The sequence below is a fragment of the Salifodinibacter halophilus genome (genome assembly GCA_012999515.1).
Classification (GTDB): Bacteria; Pseudomonadota; Gammaproteobacteria; order Nevskiales; family Salinisphaeraceae; genus Salifodinibacter; species Salifodinibacter halophilus.
This window is the reverse complement of the sequence record JABEEB010000001.1, coordinates 1,681,785-1,702,717: the sequence shown is the minus strand read 5'-3', so window position 1 is coordinate 1,702,717 and position 20,933 is coordinate 1,681,785. Positions and strand designations below refer to the sequence as shown.

The 20,933-nt window shown below is 60.1% G+C and carries 19 protein-coding genes, 1 tRNA gene and 1 pseudogene; 8 read left to right on the top strand and 13 right to left on the bottom strand.

Annotation, left to right across the window (positions count from 1 at the left end; all coding sequences use genetic code 11):
- Positions 1–57: 57 nt before the first annotated feature.
- The 6 genes from HKX41_07805 to HKX41_07780 form a co-directional block, all read right to left on the bottom strand.
- Entirely contained in the window at positions 58–1,299 is a 1,242-nt protein-coding gene (locus tag HKX41_07805; protein ID NNC24059.1) for a branched-chain amino acid ABC transporter permease, read from the bottom strand.
- A gap of 15 nt (positions 1,300–1,314) precedes the next feature.
- Positions 1,315–2,406: a branched-chain amino acid ABC transporter permease gene (locus HKX41_07800; protein ID NNC24058.1), complete on the bottom strand. Its 1,092-nt coding sequence runs from the start codon at positions 2,404–2,406 to the stop codon at positions 1,315–1,317.
- Positions 2,407–2,409: 3 nt separating this feature from the next.
- Complete coding sequence (locus tag HKX41_07795; GenBank protein NNC24057.1) at positions 2,410–3,117, bottom strand: ABC transporter ATP-binding protein; 708 nt, start codon at positions 3,115–3,117, stop codon at positions 2,410–2,412.
- Positions 3,098–3,871 carry an ABC transporter ATP-binding protein gene (locus HKX41_07790; protein NNC24056.1) on the bottom strand — a complete coding sequence of 258 codons (774 nt, stop codon included), beginning with the start codon at positions 3,869–3,871 and terminating at the stop codon, positions 3,098–3,100. The genes HKX41_07795 and HKX41_07790 overlap by 20 nt, the downstream gene beginning before the upstream one ends.
- Positions 3,872–4,096: 225 nt before the next feature.
- Positions 4,097–5,554 carry an exodeoxyribonuclease I gene (gene sbcB, locus HKX41_07785; GenBank protein NNC24055.1) on the bottom strand — a complete coding sequence of 486 codons (1,458 nt, stop codon included), beginning with the start codon at positions 5,552–5,554 and terminating at the stop codon, positions 4,097–4,099.
- Positions 5,554–7,452 (bottom strand): ATP-binding cassette domain-containing protein, encoded by a 1,899-nt coding sequence (locus HKX41_07780; GenBank protein NNC24054.1) that lies wholly within the window; start codon positions 7,450–7,452, stop codon positions 5,554–5,556. Before HKX41_07780 ends, sbcB begins: the two co-directional genes overlap by 1 nt.
- A gap of 102 nt (positions 7,453–7,554) precedes the next feature.
- Here HKX41_07780 and moaB point away from each other — a divergent pair, with 102 nt between their 5' ends.
- Positions 7,555–8,082 (top strand): molybdenum cofactor biosynthesis protein B, encoded by a 528-nt coding sequence (gene moaB / locus HKX41_07775; protein NNC24053.1) that lies wholly within the window; start codon positions 7,555–7,557, stop codon positions 8,080–8,082.
- A gap of 10 nt (positions 8,083–8,092) precedes the next feature.
- On the opposite strand, the gene HKX41_07770 is transcribed toward moaB, so the two are convergent.
- Both HKX41_07770 and HKX41_07765 read right to left on the bottom strand, forming a co-directional pair.
- The gene (locus tag HKX41_07770) at positions 8,093–8,671 is read right to left on the bottom strand and encodes an adenine phosphoribosyltransferase (GenBank protein NNC24052.1); all 579 of its coding nucleotides are present in this window, start codon (positions 8,669–8,671) and stop codon (positions 8,093–8,095) included.
- Between the two features lie 53 nt (positions 8,672–8,724).
- Positions 8,725–10,194 carry a transglycosylase SLT domain-containing protein gene (locus tag HKX41_07765; protein ID NNC24051.1) on the bottom strand — a complete coding sequence of 490 codons (1,470 nt, stop codon included), beginning with the start codon at positions 10,192–10,194 and terminating at the stop codon, positions 8,725–8,727.
- A 102-nt stretch (positions 10,195–10,296) separates the two neighbouring features.
- On the opposite strand from HKX41_07765, the gene HKX41_07760 reads away from it, so the two are divergent.
- The 7 genes and pseudogenes from HKX41_07760 to HKX41_07730 all read left to right on the top strand — a co-directional run bounded on the left by HKX41_07760 (position 10,297) and on the right by HKX41_07730 (position 16,337).
- Positions 10,297–10,387: transfer RNA gene (locus HKX41_07760), tRNA-Ser, on the top strand.
- A 92-nt stretch (positions 10,388–10,479) separates the two neighbouring features.
- Positions 10,480–10,842 (top strand): DUF1820 family protein, encoded by a 363-nt coding sequence (locus HKX41_07755; GenBank protein NNC24050.1) that lies wholly within the window; start codon positions 10,480–10,482, stop codon positions 10,840–10,842.
- Positions 10,843–10,850: 8 nt separating this feature from the next.
- A complete protein-coding gene (locus tag HKX41_07750) occupies positions 10,851–11,615 on the top strand; it encodes an MBL fold metallo-hydrolase (GenBank protein ID NNC24049.1) in 765 nt (254 codons plus the stop codon).
- The gene (gene purL, locus HKX41_07745) at positions 11,612–15,493 is read left to right on the top strand and encodes a phosphoribosylformylglycinamidine synthase (protein NNC24048.1); all 3,882 of its coding nucleotides are present in this window, start codon (positions 11,612–11,614) and stop codon (positions 15,491–15,493) included. The genes HKX41_07750 and purL overlap by 4 nt, the downstream gene beginning before the upstream one ends.
- An 82-nt stretch (positions 15,494–15,575) precedes the next feature.
- Positions 15,576–16,010 carry a GFA family protein gene (locus HKX41_07740; GenBank protein NNC24047.1) on the top strand — a complete coding sequence of 145 codons (435 nt, stop codon included), beginning with the start codon at positions 15,576–15,578 and terminating at the stop codon, positions 16,008–16,010.
- 38 nt (positions 16,011–16,048) lie between these two features.
- Positions 16,049–16,180, top strand: a pseudogene (locus HKX41_07735) (YbhB/YbcL family Raf kinase inhibitor-like protein).
- 46 nt (positions 16,181–16,226) lie between these two features.
- Positions 16,227–16,337, top strand: a complete 111-nt coding sequence (locus tag HKX41_07730; GenBank protein NNC24046.1) for a hypothetical protein — start codon at positions 16,227–16,229, stop codon at positions 16,335–16,337.
- Positions 16,338–16,507: 170 nt separating this feature from the next.
- Here HKX41_07730 and folB read toward each other — a convergent pair whose 3' ends face one another.
- Genes folB through cyoA form a run of 5 tightly spaced genes read right to left on the bottom strand, consistent with a single transcriptional unit; the run spans position 16,508 to position 20,924 of the window.
- Positions 16,508–16,864 carry a dihydroneopterin aldolase gene (folB, locus tag HKX41_07725; protein ID NNC24045.1) on the bottom strand — a complete coding sequence of 119 codons (357 nt, stop codon included), beginning with the start codon at positions 16,862–16,864 and terminating at the stop codon, positions 16,508–16,510.
- 41 nt (positions 16,865–16,905) lie between these two features.
- Entirely contained in the window at positions 16,906–17,247 is a 342-nt protein-coding gene (gene cyoD, locus HKX41_07720; GenBank protein NNC24044.1) for a cytochrome o ubiquinol oxidase subunit IV, read from the bottom strand.
- Positions 17,244–17,852 (bottom strand): cytochrome o ubiquinol oxidase subunit III, encoded by a 609-nt coding sequence (gene cyoC, locus HKX41_07715; protein NNC24043.1) that lies wholly within the window; start codon positions 17,850–17,852, stop codon positions 17,244–17,246. The genes cyoD and cyoC overlap by 4 nt, the downstream gene beginning before the upstream one ends.
- 55 nt (positions 17,853–17,907) lie before the next feature.
- The gene (locus tag HKX41_07710; GenBank protein NNC24042.1) at positions 17,908–19,956 is read right to left on the bottom strand and encodes a cytochrome o ubiquinol oxidase subunit I; all 2,049 of its coding nucleotides are present in this window, start codon (positions 19,954–19,956) and stop codon (positions 17,908–17,910) included.
- Between the two features lie 53 nt (positions 19,957–20,009).
- Complete coding sequence (gene cyoA, locus HKX41_07705; protein NNC24041.1) at positions 20,010–20,924, bottom strand: ubiquinol oxidase subunit II; 915 nt, start codon at positions 20,922–20,924, stop codon at positions 20,010–20,012.
- Between the last annotated feature and the right edge of the window lie 9 nt (positions 20,925–20,933).

The window sequence follows — 20,933 nt, the reverse complement described above, 5'->3', positions numbered from 1 at the left end:
GCGAGTAGAAGGGGCGGGCCGCTGACCCGTCCCTTTGCCTCTCTCACCGTGGCACAGCTAGGTCGCGCGCTCGTGTACGCGATGCTGGCCTTGCTTGCGACGACGCCGGTCCAGCAAATGCCGTGACACGATCGTCTCCTCGGCCAGGATGCCCTGTGGCCGGAACAGCACGATGCCGGTCAGCACCAATGCGACCAACAACCAACGCAGATACGCAGCGCGTGACGCCAAATCCGAACTGATTACATTCAACGCCGGCTCTATCGCATCGGTTAGAAAGGCCGTACCGCTCCATACACCCCAGATAATGAACGCGCCGAGGATTGCGCCGCGATTGTTGCCACTACCGCCGAGCATGAGCATCACCCAAACCAGAAACGTCGCGAATAGGGGGCGAAAGTGGCTGTAATCGATGGTCACCAAAAAATGGGCGTAGAGCGAACCCGCGACCCCCATGATCACGCCGCCAACGACAAACGACTGGATGCGCACGGCCGTCACGTTCTTGCCGCTCATGGTGGCGGCGTCTTCTTCGTCCCGCGTGCCACGCAGGACCCGGCCCCAAGGAGAGCGAACCGCATGCTCGAGTAACAGGTAGGTGACCATCAACACGAGCGTGATGATGATGACGTACAGATAGTTGTAATCGCCGGGCGTCAGCGGCTTCAGCGCATCGCCGGCCCAGTCCGGCAACCAACCACAAGCCGGGTTTTCGGTGACGCAATGCAGTGGCTGCGGAATACCGCGCAGTGGCTGTGGGCCGTTGGCGAGCCAACGCTCATTTTGAAAGATACGTCGGATGATTTCGGCAACGCCCAGTGTCGCGATGGCTAGAAAATCCATGCGCAACCGCAACACCGGCACTGCGATCACAAAAGCCACAATGCCGCCGACGAGGCCAGCGGCTGCCATCCCAACCAGAAACGGCGCTTCGAGACCGAAGACCTGTTGGGTGTAATTGGCCATCAGGCCGGTCGGGGCGGCCGTTGTAAAAAGCGCCGTCGTAAATGCGCCGACCGCAAAGAGCCCGGCAATGCCAAAGTTCAGATGGGCCGCATAGCCCCACTGTACGTTCAATCCGAGCGCGAGCAACGCATAGATGCCCCCCATACAGGCGAACGACACCAGATAGCTGAGCGTGCCGCGGTCAAGCACCGTCACCGCCAGCAAGGCGATAACGATCGCGGCGATCAACCCCGCAGGCAAACGAATCGTCCAGCGTGTGCGGATCACGGCGCTGGCGCCGATCCACAGTGGTATGGCCAGCAGCGCAGCCTTGATCACAGCGTCGTCGGTCATGGCCGCTCTCCTTCGCTAATGCCCGAAAAGTCCCTGCGGACGCAGCAGGAGCACGATAATCATCAATAAAAAAGCAATCGCTGGACCGTAAGCCGGGCTGATGAACGCGCTCGACACCTGCTGGGTGACACCGACAATCAGGGCACCAGCCAAAGCCCCGCGCGGATTGCCGATCCCACCCATGATCACGGCCGCGAATATCGGGATGAGGAGATAAAAACCCATTTCCGGCCGCACCTGGGAGGCCAGACCATAGATCACGCCGCCTGCGGCTGCCAAGGCACCGCTTAGCAGCCACGTCCAGCCGATGATTTTTTCGGTATTGATCCCGCGAATCTGGGCGAGTTCAGGGTTGTTGGCGGTGGCCCGCATCGCCTTGCCAAGGCGCGTGCGCTCAAGCATCAGATAAAGGGCCACGACCAGCGTGATCGCGAGGCCCAGCGTGAATAGTTGATCGGCCTGAATACGGATGTTGAAGGGCAGCGCCATGGCCGGGTTAGCACGGCCTGAGTAGTAAAAATGGAAATCTGAACCCCAGGTGATATAAAGCACGCTGCGCAGCAGGAAGGCCATCGCTAGCGACGCCATGGCAAAAAGCACCAACGAGGCTTGCTGCCGCCGCAAGCGGCGGTAGACCAGCCGATCCAGCACAAGCGCTACAAGCCCCACCACCGGCATGGCCACGAACAAGCCGACGACCAGGTCCCAACCAAACGACAGGGGCCGCAAAGCCGCCGACTGGCCCGGCCATACGGTCACCACCGTATAGGCGACATAAGCGCCGAGTGTAACCAGGCCCCCGTGCGAGAAATTGGGGAATTTGACCACCCCATAAATCAGCGTCAGCCCGATCGCACCGAGCGCGATGATACTGCCAAAGGTAATGCCCCAGATGGTCAGCGACAGCAATCGTTGCCACCCCGTGCCCTGAATCTGCGCCAGAGTCACCAGCGCAATCACGACCACCGCGATAGCGATGGCGATCGCGGTGCGGCTTGCAAGCGCCGCGCGGATACGCTCACCGATACGCTGTTCGCCGGCGGCGTGCTCGGCATACGGGCCGTCTGCCGCATCATCGCTGCTCGTATACGACGGATCCTCGGCCATTGATCAGCCTCCTAGATACAGCCGCGCGACTTCGGTGTCGTTGAGAAGCGCGTCGCCGGTGCCCTCGGCCCGGTTCTCACCCGCAGCCATCACATAGCCTCGGTGCGCCATCCGCAACGACTCCTTGGCGTTTTGCTCGACCATCATGACTGCGATGCCGTCCTCGTTAATCCGCACGATCCGCTCGAAAATGGTCTCGACCATCTTGGGCGACAGGCCGGCCGAGGGCTCGTCGAGCAACAGCAGACTCGGATTCAACATCAGCGCGCTGCCTATGGCCACCATCTGACGCTCGCCGCCCGACATCTTGCCGGCCGGCTGGCGCCGACGTTCAGCCAGGCGCGGAAACAGTTCAAACACCCGCTGCTTGCGGACGTCCAGATCGCTGCCGGAAGCCACATACGCACCCAACTCGAGATTTTCCTCGGCGCTTAAGTCGGTAAACACATTGGAGACCTGGGGCACGTAGCACATGCCGCGAGTGACGATATCGTACGGCTTGCAGCCAATCAGCTCGGCGCCATCCAGATCAATCGAGCCCTGCCAGGGTTCGATCAGGCCGAAAACCGCTTTCATAAGCGTCGACTTGCCGGCGCCGTTCGGCCCGATGATCGACACGATTTCGCCCGCTTCCACCACAGCAGAAACGTCGCTTAAAACTTCCATGTCGCCGTAGCCACAGGTGATCGAATCAACCGCCAGCAGCGCCATACTGGCCTCCCAGATAAGCTTCGAGAACACGTGGGTCGTTGCGCACCGTCGTCGGCTCGCCTTCCATCAGATGGTGGCCTTCGCTCATCACGATGACTGGATTACACAGTCGCATGACCAAATCAATATCGTGCTCGATGAGCAAAAACGTGATCCCGCGATCGCGCGCGAGTGTTTCGATCGTTTCGGCGAGCCGCTGCATCAGGCTTCGATTGACCCCGGCCGCGGGCTCGTCGAGTAATACCAGTTTTGGATCGGCCATCAACGTGCGCGCGAGCTCTAGTAGTTTTTTCTGCCCACCGGATAACTGCCCGGCCGGTTGGTCGGCCATGTGCACAAGATCCATGAACTCGAGCACCTCGAGTGCCTGGTCGCGATGGCGCACTTCGTCGCGCGCGACACGCCCCGGTGTCAGCCAGTTATTCCAGATACGTTCGCCGCACTGTTCGGCCGGCACCAGCATGAGATTTTCCAGCGCGGTCATGCTCGCCTGCTCGCGTGGCGTCTGGAAGGTGCGCGCAAGTCCGTGCCGGAACATGCGGTAGGGCGGGAAGTTGGTAATGTCTTCGCCACGAAAATGGACACGCCCCGTATCCGGGGCGATGAAACCGGTTATCAGGTCGAAAAGCGTGCTTTTGCCCGCGCCGTTGGGGCCGATGAGGCCGGTGATCGTACCGTCGGCGACCGACAGATCGCAGTGGTCGATCGCGCGTAGTCCGCCGAAGTCCTTGACCAACCCATTGACCGACAGCAAGGCCCGGTCCTGTTGCGCCGCGGAATCGCTCATAACCGGCTCATTTGTCTCGTTGCAAGGCCGCTAGGTCAGGCACATTGGCCAGGATAATCCTGCCGCTAGCGACCATACGCTGATTCGAATCGAGCGCGCAATCCGATTAACGTAAGCTAGCGCGGCCGATCCAACCCTTGCCGGCAAGCCACGAGCACGCCCCAACGGGGTATCCGGTTATGATCCGATAGATCAGTCGATCAGACGACGGTGGGCGTCCCCCCAGGCTTTCAAATCGAGTAGGCGCTGGAGCTGCTTCGGTTGCCCTTGGACACTTTCCATCAACGCCGCGACTGTTTCTTCGTACTGATCCATGGTCAGGCCGCCGGCCGGTGCATACTGCAACTGGTTGGCACACCAAGTGCGCCAGGTATGCGCTTCTTCCGACGTCAGCGTTTGCGGGTAGTTTCGAGCACGGTAGCGAAACAGCAACGCGTTGAGTCGCCAGTCGTCGAAGGCCAGCGCGTCGTCGGCCAGTTGCTCGACCGGCGTTTGTCGCACCTGTGTGGCCCGTTCACGATCGGGATTCGTGACAAAGCCATCGTAAAGCGCTAGTTCGGCGTCTTCTGCAGCGCCGAACCCGGCGCCGCGATCGAAAACGGACGCAGCCTTGGCCTGGATGTCCGCCAACCGGTCGTGGATCATCTTCCAGCGACGTCGACACAATGACACGTCGATATTCAGCCGTTCGGCTTCGGTGTCCCGCAACATCTCGAACGGCGCCAACACCGGACATTTATTCAAATGCACCCCTTTCAGGGCCACTCTGGGCGCGTCCTCGGGCAGGTCTTCGCTTGGCGTGAATATCCTGTCGCGAATCGTCTCGACATCCAGCGATAACAATGGCTCAGGATCGGTGCGCAGGTCGAACACGATGACGCAATTGCGGTTACTCGGATGTTGAGCGATCGGCATCACGGGCGACAGGCACCCGTTGATCGCACCGAACTTGGCCGAGACATGCAGCGCCGGTTTGTACGTGTCCATATCCAGCAGCTTGCGCGCGCTCTGCTTGTCGCGGTGGCTGCTCACGAACTCGAACAGCTTTGATTGCTTGTCGCGGATTAACTGCGCCAGTGCGATAGTGGCATGGACATCGGACAACGCATCGTGGGCGTTGTCCTGAGCCAGGCCGTTGGCGGCCGCCAGGTCTTCAAGCTTGAAACTGGGGGCACCGTCGTCGCGCGTCGGCCACTCGATGCCGTCAGGACGCAGTGCGTAGGCAAGCCGCACCATGTCGATGATGTCCCACCGCGAGCACCCCTGCTGCCACTCGCGGGCGTACGGATCGAAAAAGTTACGCCAGAGTGTGTGCCGGGTGACTTCATCGTCGAACGCGATGCTGTTATAGCCCACGCTACAGGTGCCCGGCACGCTCATTTCGGCCACGATTTCGGCGATGAATTCGGGCTCGGCTACGCCGTGGCGTTCGGCATACTGCGGCGTGATGCCCGTAACCAGTGTCGCATTGGGGTCGCCCAACATATCCGACGGTGGTTGGCAGTAGCGCACCAGCGGTTCGCCGATGACGTTGAAATCGGCGTCGGTGCGCACACCGGCAAACTGCGCGGGTTTGTCGCGCTTCGGGTTCGCGCCGAAAGTCTCGTAGTCGTGCCAGAAATAGGTCAGGGCCGCGCCATTGCCACCCATTAGGCGGTACTCGTGTCGGCTTGCAGCGCTTCCAGGGCTTCAGCGTTTTCCATCCAGTGCGATTCGGCGGCTTCAAGCTGTTTACGCAGCTGCTTTTGTTGTTGGCCAAGCCGAGCCGATTCGGTCGCGCTTTCGTACACGCTGGGCTTGGCCAGCTCCGCGTCGACCGCTTCGATCTCGCCGCTGATCCGGTTTATCTCGGTTTCGGCCTGACGCACTTCTTTTTGCAGCGACTTCACACGCTGGCGGCGCTGACCGCCGCTGACCGCCGCTGACTGGTTTTTGGTTGCAGGCTGGTCGCCTGGGTCGGCGCTTTGCTCTGTCGCCGATCGCTGGCGTGTTAACCAGCGGTGGTAATCATCCAGGTCGCCCTCAAACGGCTCGAGCCGACCGTCGTCAACGCGCCAAAGTTGATCGCAAGTGGCATCAATCAAGTGTCGATCGTGCGCGATCATGACCACTGCGCCCGTAAAACCGGCGAGTGCGGTTTCAAGCGCGTGGCGCATATCCAAATCGAGGTGATTGGTCGGCTCGTCCAAGAGCAATAGATTGGGCCGGGCATGGACGACCAATGCCAGTGCCAAGCGCGCTTTCTCACCGCCGGAAAATGGCGCAATCGGCTCCAGTGCCTTGTCGCCGCGAAAGTCGAAGCCGCCGAGAAAATCGCGCAGATCTTGTGCGCGCGCTTCGGGGGCCGCACGCCGCAAGTGCTCGAGCGCGCTGGCGTTCATATCGAGGCGCTCCAATTGATGTTGGGCGAAATAGCCGACGTTTAGATAACGGTTTGGCTGGATTTCGCCACTCATCCCCGTCAGCTCTCCGGCCAGTAGTTTCATCACCGTGGATTTGCCAGCGCCGTTACGACCGAGAATCGCCAGCCGATCACCGGGCACCAACCGCAGTTTGATGCCGCTGACCAGCGGTTGAGCATCGTAGCCAACAGCCGCATGGTCGAGGTTGACCAGCGTTTCGGGCAGCCGGCTCGGTTCGCGGAAGGCGAACTGAAACGGCGAGTCGACATGTGCGGCCTCGACCTTTTCCATCCGCTCCATCTGTTTGAGCTTGCTCTGCGCTTGGCTGGCCTTGGTCGCCTTGGCGCGGAAGCGATCGACGAAATGCTGGAGCTGGGCTAGTTTTTTCTGCTGGTTCTCGAATGCCGCCTGCTGCTGCGCCTTGGCTTCGGCGCGCATGTGTTCGAACGTCGTGTAATTACCGCTGTAACACGTGACGCGGCCATGCTCGATATGCAGCGTGGTGTCGATCACATGGTCCAAAAAATCGCGATCGTGGGAAATAATCAACAGCGCGGCGGGGTGCGTAGCCAGATAATCCTGCAACCAGAACACAGCGTCCATGTCGAGATGGTTGGTCGGCTCATCGAGCAGGAGAACGTCACAGCGCCGCATCAATGCGGCCGCCAAGTTCAAACGCATGCGCCAACCACCGGAGAACTCGTCCAGCGCTCGGTCATGCACGGACGGAGCAAACCCCAGCCCGTGCAGCAGGCGAGCCGCGCGGGCGCGGGCGGTATAGCCGTCGATCTCGGCGAGTCGGCCATGGAGTTCCGCCATACGGCTACCTGCGCCTTCGGCTTCGGCGGCCGCCAGTCGCGCTTCGACATCTCTAAGTTCGGTGTCGCCGTCGATGACATAATCGATCGCGGCGCGCGTACCGGCCGGCTCATGCTGGCGCACCGTCGCGATCTCCAGCCCCGGCGAGAGGTCGATATCGCCGGCATCAGGCTGGATCTCACCGAGCAGCAGCTGGAACAGGCTAGTTTTGCCAGTGCCGTTGGCGCCAACAATGCCGATGCGTTCGCCCGGCTGCACACGCCAATCCAATCCTGAGATCAGTTGGCGTGGGCCACGGCGTAGAACAACGTTTCGAAATCCGATCATGTGCTTATTCTATCCGACCGGGTTAAATCGGCCGCCATCGCGCATCGACCTCGCAAGCTGTAGCATCTGGCATGGTTATTCAGCCGCCAGTCCGCCAACGCTATGCCCGAGTCGTTTGTTGCCCTGAATATCGCGGTTCTAACTGTTTCGAACACCCGCAGCGAGGCCGACGACAAGTCAGGCGCGCTGCTGACGACACGGCTGAAAGATGCCGGCCACCTGCTACACGAAAAAGCCATCTGCGCCGACGATCTCTACGAAATCCGCGCGCGGGTGGCGCGCTGGATCGCCAACGAGCGCCCGGATGTCGTTATCACCACCGGCGGCACCGGCCTGACAGGCGACGATGTCACGCCGGAAGCCATTACACCATTGCTCGACCGGACCATTGACGGTTTCGGCGAAATGTTCCGGGTGTTGTCGCACGCCGATATTGGCTCGTCGACGCTACAATCGCGATCGCTCGCCGGCGTAGCCAAAGCCACTTTCGTCTTCTGCCTGCCCGGTTCCTCGGGCGCCTGCGCCGACGGCTGGGATAAATTGATCGCCGAGCAGATCGACGCCCGCACCGCCCCTTGCAACCTGCACGAGCTGCTGCCGCGACTGCCAGGGTCGCGGTTTGCTCAGTAGCGTGTCGCGCTTAGCCGACTGACGACGCGGCCGGCGCTTGCGAATCGGTGAGAACGGGTATATGGCCAAGCGCGATCACGTCGCCTGCATCGGCTTCGCCTTCGGTCAAGATCGCCGCCTGCGTCACGATGTCGGCGTCGACTTTGGCCAGTATCTCGGTCATGCCCGCACAAGTCGAACCAGAGCTGATGACGTCATCGACCAAGACCACACGTGCGTTCTCGACGAGCGCGCGGTCCTTGGCATCCAGAAACAATGTCTGCGTTGAGCCTGACGTAATCGACTCCGTCTCGGCGCTCACTGCATCGCCCATATAGGTTTTGTAGTTCTTGCGAAGTACGACGTAAGGCTTGCCCGTCGCGATCGACAGCGCGTGCACCAACGGAATGGATTTGGCTTCAGCGGTAACCAGCACATCGTAGGTGAGGGCGGCCAACCGCACCGCGAGTCCGCCAGCCGCGGCCTCGGTCAGCTCGGTGTCGCCTAGTATGTTCAACACGGCGATTCGGACACCGGGCGCCACCTCGAATAAAGGCAACGAGCGCTGTAACCCGGCGATCTCGATTTCGTGCGTTGCGCTGTCGGTCATGTCAGAGACTCCGCGTCGAGCTCCCCATGGTGCCCGATTAAGATGCGCCTTTTCTAGAACATCGGCGAACGAATCGGCGCGACGGGGTCGGTTGCGCCCGACGCGCTATTGTCTTGCGCGGACGCGATTGCCATTTCGCCCCATGGCTGCGACGAAGAACCCCCTGAATGGCGGGTTTCCCAGCGCAGCATGTCGTAATACGCGCGCACATGCGCCACGTAGGCAACCGCTTGTTTGCCTTTTGCCTGTCCGTTGCGGGCGTGGCGCGCGTAACGCTCCTTGGTCAGCATCAACAACGCCTGCTTCAGATTCACCCATAAATCGGGGTCCTGCCCGCGGCGTTTCAATAAACGTCGCGCGTCCATGACATGCCCGAACCCGACATTGTAGGCCGCGAGCGCGAACCATTTGCGATCCGGTGGTGCGATCGAGACCGGCAACCGGTGTGCCATTTTTTTATAGTAGATGGCGCCCCCATCGATACTCTGCTGGGGATCGCGCCGATCTTTGACCCCCACTGCTTTTGCCGTGGAGCTGGTTAGCATCATGAGTCCGCGAACACCCGTTGAGCTGACGGCGTGCTGACGCCAACGCGACTCTTGATAACTGATCGCCGCCAGTAGCCGCCAGTCGATGCCGTAATGTCTTGCGGCTTTCTCGAAATCCGACTGCCACTCCGGCAATCGGCTCCCGAAATATTCGGCAAACGCGCGGATGCCCACATAATCCAGATCGGCACCACGCGCCTCGTACCGTGCCTTAAGTCGCTTGTATTGGCCCGATTTTTCATGGCGCGCAATAAACGCCACCGCCTTGTGATACAGGGCTGCGCTATCGCCTCCCATATGTCCGTTGAATAACCAGTAATTTTTGTATCGCGCGCCCGAAAACCGAAACGCCTGATGCAACTGCGGGAAATAGCGTCGGTAGCGCCGAAATCGAGTGCGCGTTATCAAAGTCGCCTCATCCGTGCCATGGGCCACAGCCGTGACGATCTGGCTGGTCGTTTTGTCCGGCTCAACGCGAAATTCGAGTCTCGGATGGCGCTTCCTGAGCCAATCACCGAGCCCGGACTCACCGGACAACACCAGTCGACCGGATAGATCGGACAATTCGTCCGGATGGTCATCGCCCCGCCCGACGACCGCTACGAGACGACTGGCGCCTACTGCCTGGGTCCGGTGCATACCGGCTATGGATGCACCTGGCCGCTGGCGTACCAACCCGAGATCAGCGGTGCCGGCTTCCACCGACGCGCGCACCGCGCGCTGACTCGGCTCGATCTGGACGCGTACACGCGCGTCAAGATCGTTAGCAAAACGGCTGATGAGCACGCGCGCCACCGGCGTTATACCTTCGGCTGCCGCATCCGGCGGTAGACTGCTGCGGACGGCAGCCACGCGCAGAACATGATTGGCATCGACGCGCCCGAGCGCGTCCGGCGGACGACGACACGTCGTCGTCACCAAGCACATACCGACGACGATCGCCAGCATGCCAAGGCGTAAGGCACCAAATGTCACAGCGACCGCGCCACGATGGCCGGCCCGAGTTTGGGACGTGTTCTCATGATCGTTTATTATAGCGGCGTACAAGCGGTCGAGAGACCGCGGTCCCGTTGTTCCGGAGAGGTACCGAAGCGGTCATAACGGCACCGACTCGAAATCGGTTGGGGGCTTGCGTCCCACGTGGGTTCGAATCCCACCCTCTCCGCCATTCCGGGCATGCGATAACGACCTTACAGCCGGTCGCTGGCGCAGTGTCAGCCCCGCGCGAGTTCGAACAGGCGCTCTGAGTATTCATCGATAATGGTTGCGAATTCGACCGCCCAACAAACGCTGTACCACGTTGCCTTTGTTAACAATAACCAAGTCTACGAGGTCTACGCGCGGTCGGTCGTCCAGAGCAATCTCATGGGGTTTATCGAAATCGAGGACCTGGTCTTCGGCGAGCGAAGCGCGGTTGTCGTGGATCCGAGTGAGGAAAAACTCGCCAGCGAATTCGCCGATGTCGAGCGCTGTCACGTGCCAATGCATTCGATCATTCGCATCGATGAAGTAACAAAGCGCGGCAACGCTCGCATTACACCGGCCGACGGTAATAGCAAGATCACCGATTTCCCATCGCCGTACAGGGGCTCGGGCCCACCGGGCAACGGCCGTGACAAGTGACTGACGATCTGCGTTTTGCCGTTCTGGGGAGCGGCAGCTCCGGTAACGCGCTGGTCGTGGAAAACGCAAACACACGGGTGCTCATCGACGCTGGTTTCAGCGCGCGCACACTGGAACGACGGCTCGCTGAGCTGGAACGCGATTTCAACGCTTTCGACGCAATCGTCATCACGCACGAACACAGCGATCACTGGCAGGGCGTATCGCGTTTGTCGCACCGCTACCAACTCCCGGTCTGGCTGACGCCCGGCACCCACTTCGCCACGCACGATGACCCAGTTTTTGCACGCGAGCTGTATTCGCCGCATGAGCCATTTTCGATCGGTGATTTGGCCTTCAACCCGTATCCAATCCCCCACGACGCGCGTGAGCCGGCCCAGTTGATAATCAGCAACGGCGACAGCCGACTCGGCATATTAACCGACGCTGGCCACGCCACCCCGCATATTCGCAGCATGATCGACGGCTGCCACGGCCTGATCGTAGAGGCCAATCACGACGCCGATCTGCTCGCCAGTGGCCCTTATCCAGCCACGCTCAAAAAACGTGTTGCCAGCGGCCATGGCCACCTCGGCAATCATCAGGCGCGCGAGCTTGTTGCGGCATTGAACACGGATGCGCTGCAACACGTTGTCGCCGCGCATATCAGCCAATCTAACAACCACACCAATCTAGCCCGCGAGGCACTGGCCGACGCGCTGAATTGCACACCGGACTGGGTCCAGGTTGCTGATCAGCGGGCCGGGCTTGGCTGGCGGAGTCTTGGCCAATGATCGCGCATACCCAAATACTGTCCGGCAGTTCGATCAACGTAAACGCGGATGTTCAACGCCGGCTCGAGGCCGTCGGCCTTGATGCCCGTTTAACGGCGGCCCACGAGTTATTCGTCGTTGGTTTGCAGTATGAGCCGACTCTGGACCAATGGGCGCACTTGCGCACGCTTCTCGACGCTGCGCCGTTGACCGGACAAACGCCACAGGCGATCGCGATACCGCGTTTCGGCACCGTATCGCCATGGTCCAGCAAAGCCCAGGATATCGTGGCGCGCTGTGGCATCGACGCCGTCGAGCGCGTCGAGCGAGCCACCGCGTATACATTCGATAGCGCACCACCGCTCGAGGCGCTGACAGCAACCGGTTTGCTGCACGATCCGATGACCGAGACGCTGGTTGCCGATTTGGCCCAGCTGCCGGCACTATTCGCCGAGTACGCCGCGGGCGCGCTCCGGCGCGTCGCATTAGCTGCCAACGGCATCGACGCGCTCGCCGCGGCCAATCGCGACTGGGGGCTGGCGCTGTCCGACGATGAAGTCGCATTTCTGGCCGAACGCTACCAGACGTTGGGTCGCGACCCGACCGACGTCGAACTGATGATGTTCGGCCAGATTAACTCTGAACACTGTCGCCACAAGATATTCAACGCCGCATTCGACGTCGACGGTGAGCGCGCGCCGGATTCGCTGTTCGAGATGATTCGAACAAGCCATCGCGCGGCGCCCAACGGCGTACTCTCGGCCTACAGCGATAATTCGGCCGTGCTCGCGGGCCCTGAAGCGACGCGCCTGCTGGTCGACGATCACCAGCGTTACCGCCCGGTCAACGAGCCGGTTCATCTAGCGATCAAGGTCGAGACCCATAACCACCCGACCGCGATCGCCCCTGGGCCCGGCGCCGCGACCGGAGCCGGCGGCGAAATCCGCGACGAAGCCGCAACCGGGCGCGGTGGATTTTCCAAGGCCGGCGTCACCGGTTTCGCGGTAGCCGATCTGCGACTGCCCGGCGATGTTCAACCCTGGGAAGCCGATGCCCGGCGCCCGAGTCATCTCCAGAGCGCACTTGCCATCATGCGCGATGGGCCCATCGGTGCCGCGCGCTACAACAACGAGTTCGGCCGTCCCAATCTCGCCGGCTTTTTCCGCACGCTGAACCACGACGAGCCGGCCACCGGCCTGCGCGCCTATCACAAACCGATCATGATCGCCGGCGGCATGGGGAACATGCGTCCAGCCCACGTCGCTAAACAGCCGGTCGAGGTCGACGCGCGGCTGGTTGTGCTCGGTGGCCCGGCAATGCGGATTGGTCTCGGCGGCGGGGCGACGTCCTCGCTGGGTAGCGCCGCCGACCGCGCAGAACTGGACTTTGCCTCGGTGCAACGCGCCAATCCCGAGATCCAGCGCCGTACTCAGCAGGTGATCGACGCCTGCGTCGCTTGCGCCGACAACGGCCGGCATAATCCGATCGTATCGATACACGACGTCGGCGCCGGCGGCCTATCCAACGCGTTGCCGGAGCTGGTCCACGCCGATGACCGTGGCGGTCATTTTCAGTTACGCGACGTGCAAGCGGCGGACACCAGCCTGTCGCCAGCCGAAATCTGGTGCAATGAAGCCCAGGAGCGCTTTGTTCTCGCCATCACGGCCGACGATCTCGACCGGTTCCGCAACATCGCCGAGCGCGAACGCTGCCCGTTCAGTGTGGTTGGCCAGGCGATTGCCGAACCACAGCTGCGTCTTGTCGACACCGATACACAGGCAGCCGACGACCAGCATCCGGTTGACCTGCCCATGGACGCGCTGTTCGACCACACGCCCCGCCTGACGCGCGAGGCCATACATAACGAACAGCGCCCGGCGGCATTCGCGGTCAACCATATCGCGCTCGACGAAGCGGCCAACCGCGTGCTGCGGATACCGAGCGTTGCCAGCAAGGCATTTCTGATTACGATTGGCGATCGCAGCATCGGTGGACGTACCGCGCGTGACCAGATGGTCGGGCCGTGGCAAGTACCGGTCGCCGACGTCGCTGTCACGACCACCACACACGACGCCGACACGGGCGAGGCCATGGCGATAGGCGAACGCCCGGGTGTTGCGCTGGTCAACTCGGCCGCCGCCGCCCGGCTGGCAGTCGGCGAAGCCATTACCAATATCGCCGCGGCGTCGATCGATACGCTCTCCGATGTGCGGCTGTCCGCGAACTGGATGGCCGCGGCCGGCGACCCCGCCGAGGATGCTGCGCTCTACGATGCTGTACGCGCCGTCGGTCAGGAACTAGCCCCAGCACTCGGCATCTCCATTCCGGTCGGCAAGGATTCGCTGTCGATGCAGGCGGCATGGCGCGATGAAGGCACGACGGTTAGCGCCCGTGCCCCGGTCTCGCTCGTGATAACGGGCTTCGCACCCGTACGCGATGCGGCCGCGACACACACGCCACAGTTGGCACCGCCGTCGCAAGCCGACACCGAATTGCTTTTATTCGACCTCGGTGCTGGCGCCGATCGCCTGGGCGGCTCGGCACTGGCGCAGGCGTTTGATTCAATCGGTGAGACCGCGCCTGATCTCGATGATCCGGCGCGTCTGATCGGTTTTGTCGACCTGGTTCGACGGCTGACCCACGAGGGGTATCTGCTGGCCTACCATGATCGGAGCGACGGCGGATTGTTTGCTTGCGTTGCCGAGATGCTATTCGCAGGCCGGGTTGGCGTCGATCTGGCGCTGAGCGAGCACGGCAACCATGCCGATAACCTTGCCGAGTTGTTCAGCGAAGAACTCGGCGCCGTGGTTCAAGTTGAACGCGGCGTGATAGATACCGTGCAACGTGAGGCCGATGCCCTCGGCGTGCCCACCAAGCGACTCGGCGCTGTCACCGACACGGGTGAACTGCGCATCCAGCGCGACGGCAAGCCAGTTTATGCCGCGCGTCGCGCCGATCTGCAGCAAACCTGGGCGGCGACAAGCTACGCCATGCAGCATCTGCGCGACGATGCGGGTTCGGCCGATGCCGAATTCGATGCCATCCGCGACGAGCGTGATCCAGGCCTACCTTATGAGCTGTCGTTTCAACCGGATGCGGCTATCGATTGGCCGCGGCCAGCGACGACGCGTCCGTCGGTCGCGATCCTGCGTGAACAAGGCGTCAATGGCCATGCCGAAATGGCCGCGGCGTTTACGCGCGCCGGTTTCGATGCCTACGACCTCCATATGTCGGACCTTAAAGCCGGCAGCTCGCTCGCCGCCTATCAGGGGCTGGCTGCTTGCGGTGGTTTTTCCTATGGTGACGTGCTGGGCGCCGGTCGCGGCTGGGCGTATTCCATTTTGTTCGACGAACGCTTGCGGCGCGTGTTTGCCGATTTTTTCGCGCGGCCGGAAACGTTCACGCTCGGTGTGTGCAACGGCTGCCAGATGCTCGCCGAACTGGCCGACATCATCCCCGGCGCCGGCGGCTGGCCGCGCTTTACGCATAACGCCTCGCGCCAGTTTGAAGGCCGCACCAGCGCGGTCGAGATCGCGGAATCAAACTCGGTGCTACTGGCGGGTATGGCGGGCACACGCGTGCCCATCGCAGTCGCCCACGGCGAGGGCCGAGTCGAATTTCCTGACGGCACATCGCCGGCGACATTGGCCGCCGATTACCGTGTCGGGCTCCGGTTTGTCGATCATTACGGCAGTCCGACCACGACTTACCCAGCCAACCCCAACGGTTCGCCCGACGGCATCACCGGTGTGACCAGCCGCGACGGCCGAGTGTTGTTGACCATGCCGCACCCTGAGCGCGTCACCCGTATGACGAATTTGTCCTGGGCACCGCGCAGCAGCGACGATGTCAGTCCATGGGCGCGACTTTTCACTAATGCGCGGCGGTTCGTCGACTAACGTTTGACCACGAACGTCGTGATCGATCGCGGACACGAGGTGCGCTACGATTGCAGCAAGCGTTTCTCGACGAGAGGGTTGTATGGCTCACGCCGAAACAATCGACCTGGCGGGCTCTTGTGCGTGTGGTGGCGTCACATTTCAGATTGAAGCGAGTGAAATTCGGCCCGTGCTCGAGTGCCACTGTCACACGTGTCGCAAGACTTCCGGACACGTCTGGGCCGCATTCGCGGTGCATCGCCACGATTTAACCTTCACCTGCGACAATACGCTGCGCTGGTTCGACTCATCAACAATCGCCCGGCGCGGGTTCTGCAGCAACTGCGGCAGTAGCTTGTTCTATGAGAAATTCGACCACAATCAGATCTCGGTCGCGGCCGGCGTACTCAATGCACCAACCGGACTGATTTGCGCCGGCGCGATCTGCGCCGACGAAGCAGGCGATTACTACGCGCCCGACCCGAGATTAACCACGGTCGCTGATGCCACCCTGCGTGCCGAATGGGCGCTCGCATGAGATGCGAGCGACACAGCGAACACTTGGGTTAGCGCTGTATTTGGCGGCATGTTGTATCGGGACGGCGCGGGTCACTCGCGTTGGCGATTATCGATCCGGGCACACCGAACGGGCACTGCGTACATTGGATCGTCTATAACCTGAAGCCTCGCGTCACCAGCTGTCAGCAGATATGGCTCGCTCACAACTGGCCGACCCAACACGCTTTTAGTCAAAATGGCCGGCAATACCGGTTATACCGGCGTCTACCCGCCCGGCGTGCACCAGTATCATTTCACGCTTTACGCACTCGATACCAAGTTGCAGCGCGAATACGTTTCTCGCTGACAACGAATACGCGCAATCCGCGGGTATGCGCCGGCCGAAGCAGGGTTTACAGCAACCTTACAAGGCTCGTTGAACGAGCGCGGCGATCACACCGCGCGCACGGAGACTTCCGCTTAACGCCCAAACCTATCGAACCCGGGCGGCGTAAAGCCGTGGCACTTTCTATCCGGCTACGCCCCGGGTTTCTGGCTACGTTCGATTGTTACGCCAACATCAGGCGCCATGACGTCCGGCTTGGTCAACGTTAAAGTCAATGCTTCGATCGAGTGATCGCGCAATAGCTTCTCGGCTATACGATTGGCCAGCGTTTCAACTAACTGGTATCGAGTCGACTCGACAAACGCCTGAAGGTCGCTACTGATCTGTTGGTAATCGAGCGTATCGGCCACAACGTCGCTCGCAGCCGCCGCTCGAGTGTCGTAGTTAAGCGCCAAGTCGATTCGCAGACGCTGCGGCATGTGGCGCTCAGCGTCATGGATGCCAATGATGGCCGCCACTTCCAGACCACGGATAAAGACGGTATCCATCAATGCCTGCCTGTCACCTGCGCAAGCGGGGCAGCGACGGCTCAGCCGCCGCCCATCATCGTACGGTAATTCAGACTATAGAATAACCAGATCGTGCCACCGACCAATACCGCCATGATCAGCGCGGTGAAAACGCCCGTCATCGTGTTCGCCAGGTGTTCTCGCGACACATCCAGATGCAGGAAGAAATACAGGTGCACCAGAATCTGGATGACGGCGGTGACGCCAACTGTGATAAGGGCTTCGGGGCGCGGGAGCAAGCCGAAACCGACAACGGCGAACGGGATGGCCGTCAAAATAATGGCGAGTATAAAGCCAACGCTATAGCTGCCCAGTGTCGCTTCGCTACCGCCCTGGGCGTCTGTGTCCGGTGAATGACTCATCGGTACATGCCTCCGAGATAGACCGTGGAGAATACCGCAATCCACACGATATCCAAGAAATGCCAGAACAGACTCAGTCGCGTCAGGCGTGACGCAACTGCCGGTGTCAGCCCCTTATAGGCCACCTGGCCGACCATCACCAGGATCCAGATCAGCCCGAACGTAACGTGTGTGCCGTGGGTGCCAACCAGCGTGAAGAACGACGACAGGAAAGCGCTCCGCTGTGGCCCGTATCCCTCGAACGCCAGATGCAAAAATTCATACAGCTCCAAGCCGACGAAGCCCACCCCCAGCAAGAAGGTGATCAACAGCCAACCTTGGACCCATTTTGTATTGCCCTGACGCAGACAGATCATGACCAGACCATAGGTCAGACTGCTAATCAGCAACGCCATGGTCTCAATAAAGACCAGCGGCAGCTCGAACAGCTCCTGGCCAGTAGGCCCTTGTGCATAGTTCGTCGACAGATTTACGAAAGCGACGAAAAGCATCGAAAAGATGATTACGTCACTCATCAGGTAGAGCCAAAACCCGAAGTTCACGACCGTTCCCTGGCTGGCTTCGGCCCGAATGCCGTCATGCGCTGCCGCGTCAGTAGTTGCCATCATCGATCCAGTTTAAATATAAGACAGTCCTGATATACCGTTTGATATCAGCGCATTAACCAGGAGACAGGGGCTCACCGTCAATATTCACGCGGCCACGCGACTCCGAGTCGATAACGTCGGTTTGTTGGCTGGCCAACGCAATCTTGCGGAAGCGCTCATCCTCAATATGCTTGACCTCATCCGCCGGAATCGTGAATTCCACGTCGTCCGTGCAGGATCGCCAGATGACCGCGCCCATCATGACCAAGCCAGCCAGAATCGCCAGCCACCATATATACCAGATCAAACCAAAGCCGAATACGAAAGCTGCAATACCGAGAATCAAGCCGGCAGCCGTATTCTGCGGCATATGGATATCGCCGTACTCGGCCGGACGCTGATAGGCCGTGCCATTTTCCTTCATGTCCATGAAGGCATCGATACCGTGAACCCTGGGGATAACAGGGAAATTGTATTCAGCTGGCGGCGACGACATCGCCCATTCAAGCGTACGACCGCCCCATGGATCGCCGGTCAAGTCGGCTAGCCGGTGACGATTTCTGATGCTCGAGATCAACTGGATGATCTGGCAGACGATGCCGTACATGACGATCACCGCACCCAGGGCCGCCACCCATAACAAGGGGGTCCACTCTGGATTGGAATAAGACGCCATGCGCCTCGGCATGCCCATCGCACCCAGCACATATAGCGGCATGAACGCGACCGTAAAGCCGATCGACCAGCCCCAGAATGCGTGCCGACCCCATTTTTCGTCGAGACGGAAACCGAATGCTTTCGGGAACCAGTAGGTATAGCCGGCGAACATGCCGAAGATAGTGCCGGGAATCAAAACGTTGTGGAAGTGAGCGACCAGGAATTCACTATTGTGCGCTTTGTAGTCGATCCCCGGGATAGCAAGCATGACGCCAGTCATGCCGCCGATCGTAAACAGCAGGATGAAGCCCAGGGTCCACAGCATCGGTTGTTTGAACTCAATGCGCGCCCGGAACATGGTCGCCATCCAATTGTAGATCTTCACCCCGGTGGGGATGCCGATGATCATGGTGGCGATCGCAAATATGCTGTTGCGTAGCGCATCCTGCCCCATGGTGAAGAAGTGGTGCACCCATACACCGAAGGACATGAACGCGATCACGGCAAGCGCATACACCATGGTTTTGTAACCGAACAAGCGCTTGTTACAGAAGGTCGCCGTCACCTCGGAGAACACCCCAAAGGCAGGCAGAATCACGATATAGACTTCCGGGTGGCCCCAGATCCAGAACATGTTGATGTACATCATCTGGTTGCCGCCCATATCTCCCGTGAAGAAATGGAAATCGAAAAAGCGATCGAGCGACAGCATGCCGAGCGCGACCGTCAGGGCCGGGAAGGCCAACACAACCAAGACCATCGTGATCAACGCCGACCACGTGAATATGGGCATGCGCATCAGCGTCATCCCCGGCGCACGCTCACGCAGTATGGTTACCAGAAAGTTGACACCGGTCAGCGTGGTGCCGATACCCGATATCTGTATCGCCCAGATCCAATAATCCACACCAGTGGACGGCGTGAAAGCTTGCTCCGAAAACGGCGTATAACCAGTCCAGCCGGCGGTACCAAATTGCCCGAGGGCCATCGATACCATGATCAACATGCCGCCGGCATAAGTCAGCCACAAGCTGACCGAATTCAGAAACGGAAACGCCACATCACGGGCACCGATCTGAGGCGGTACCGCCAAGTTGATCATGCCAATGATCAATGGCATCGCCACGAAAAGAATCATCATCGTGCCGTGCCCAGTGAACAATTCGGCGAAATGCTCAGAGGACAAATAGCCGCTTTGACCCGGGCCCGCTGTGGCTTGTTGAGCCCGCATCATGGCGGCATCGACAAAACCACGCAGGAGAAAGACAAAGGCAAGGATGATGTACATGATGCCGATCTTCGTGTGATCGACACTGGTTAACCACTCCCGATAGAGATACCCCCACTGACCGTAATAAGTCGTCGCACCAACCACGACTGCGCCCGTGATCGCCATCAGGGCGACAGCGGACATAATAATTACGTTGTCGTAGGGGATAGCTTGTAACGAGAGTCTTCCAAGCATTTTTAACTCCGATTAGCCGGCGATCGCGTCAGGGCTTAAGGCGTCGAAACGCACTAGCGTTCGGCGGTCTTGGTCAGCCGATTACGCGGCGTGCCGTTATTATACTGCTGCACGACGTGATCCAATAATTGCGATTTAACTGGCGCAAAATAAATCACGTCTTCAATATGGCTCGGTTTTGTCAGGCTGGCGAAGCGAGCCTTGTCGAGATTCTGACCCGATGCTTTCGCGTTTTGGATCCACTCTTTGAAGCGCTGCTGGCCCATAGCGACAGCTTGGAATTTCTCGGCCGCAAAATGCTCGCCAGTGTACTGGTAGTTCTTACCGAAAAACCGCCCCTTCTGGTTCGCCACGAGATTCAACTTGGTGCGCATGCCAGACATCGCGAAGATCTGACTCCCCAGACGCGGGATCATGATCGCATTCATGGCCGTATCCGACGTGATGCGCATGCTGATTGGGGTATCCACCGGCATGGCCATCTCATTAACTGCGGCCACGTTGTACTCGGGATAAATAAACAACCACTTCCAGGACAGGGCGATCGCATCAACTCGAACCGGATCCTTATCCCCCTCGGTAACCAGTCCCTTGTATGGATCCAAGGCATGCGTGGAATTCCAGGTCAGCACGCCCAAAATCGCGATGATCACGATTGGACCGCCCCAGAGAAACACTTCCAACAGCCTTGAATGCGACCAGTTCGGTGAGTACTTCGCTTTCTCATTTGACGCCCGATAACGCCAAGCAAAAAACAGCGTAAAAAACACCACCGGGATGAACACGAACAGCATCAACACGGCGGTTATGATGATTAAGTCACGCTGTTGCGCGCTAACCGAACCCGCCGTATAAAGCGCATTCAAGCTTTTCAGGTTGCAACCGGCCAGCGGTAGAACAAACAGGCCAACTAAGGGTCGAACAGGACGGAATTTATCTAATCGCATCACTTCAGAAGCTTGAAGCACTCCGAGACA

Excerpts from the sequence above, each read along its gene's own strand:
- HKX41_07805 (NNC24059.1), bottom strand. The coding sequence starts at position 1,299 with ATGACCGACGACGCTGTGATCAAGGCTGCGCTGCTGGCCATACCACTG.
- HKX41_07800 (NNC24058.1), bottom strand. The coding sequence starts at position 2,406 with ATGGCCGAGGATCCGTCGTATACGAGCAGCGATGATGCGGCAGACGGC.
- HKX41_07795 (NNC24057.1), bottom strand. The coding sequence starts at position 3,117 with ATGGCGCTGCTGGCGGTTGATTCGATCACCTGTGGCTACGGCGACATG.
- sbcB (NNC24055.1), bottom strand. The coding sequence starts at position 5,554 with ATGGGTGGCAATGGCGCGGCCCTGACCTATTTCTGGCACGACTACGAG.
- HKX41_07780 (NNC24054.1), bottom strand. The coding sequence starts at position 7,452 with ATGATCGGATTTCGAAACGTTGTTCTACGCCGTGGCCCACGCCAACTG.
- moaB (NNC24053.1), top strand. The coding sequence starts at position 7,555 with ATGCCCGAGTCGTTTGTTGCCCTGAATATCGCGGTTCTAACTGTTTCG.
- HKX41_07770 (NNC24052.1), bottom strand. The coding sequence starts at position 8,671 with ATGACCGACAGCGCAACGCACGAAATCGAGATCGCCGGGTTACAGCGC.
- HKX41_07755 (NNC24050.1), top strand. The coding sequence starts at position 10,480 with ATGGTTGCGAATTCGACCGCCCAACAAACGCTGTACCACGTTGCCTTT.
- purL (NNC24048.1), top strand. The coding sequence starts at position 11,612 with ATGATCGCGCATACCCAAATACTGTCCGGCAGTTCGATCAACGTAAAC.
- HKX41_07740 (NNC24047.1), top strand. The coding sequence starts at position 15,576 with ATGGCTCACGCCGAAACAATCGACCTGGCGGGCTCTTGTGCGTGTGGT.
- HKX41_07730 (NNC24046.1), top strand. The coding sequence starts at position 16,227 with ATGGCCGGCAATACCGGTTATACCGGCGTCTACCCGCCCGGCGTGCAC.
- folB (NNC24045.1), bottom strand. The coding sequence starts at position 16,864 with ATGGATACCGTCTTTATCCGTGGTCTGGAAGTGGCGGCCATCATTGGC.
- cyoD (NNC24044.1), bottom strand. The coding sequence starts at position 17,247 with ATGAGTCATTCACCGGACACAGACGCCCAGGGCGGTAGCGAAGCGACA.
- cyoC (NNC24043.1), bottom strand. The coding sequence starts at position 17,852 with ATGGCAACTACTGACGCGGCAGCGCATGACGGCATTCGGGCCGAAGCC.
- HKX41_07710 (NNC24042.1), bottom strand. The coding sequence starts at position 19,956 with ATGCTTGGAAGACTCTCGTTACAAGCTATCCCCTACGACAACGTAATT.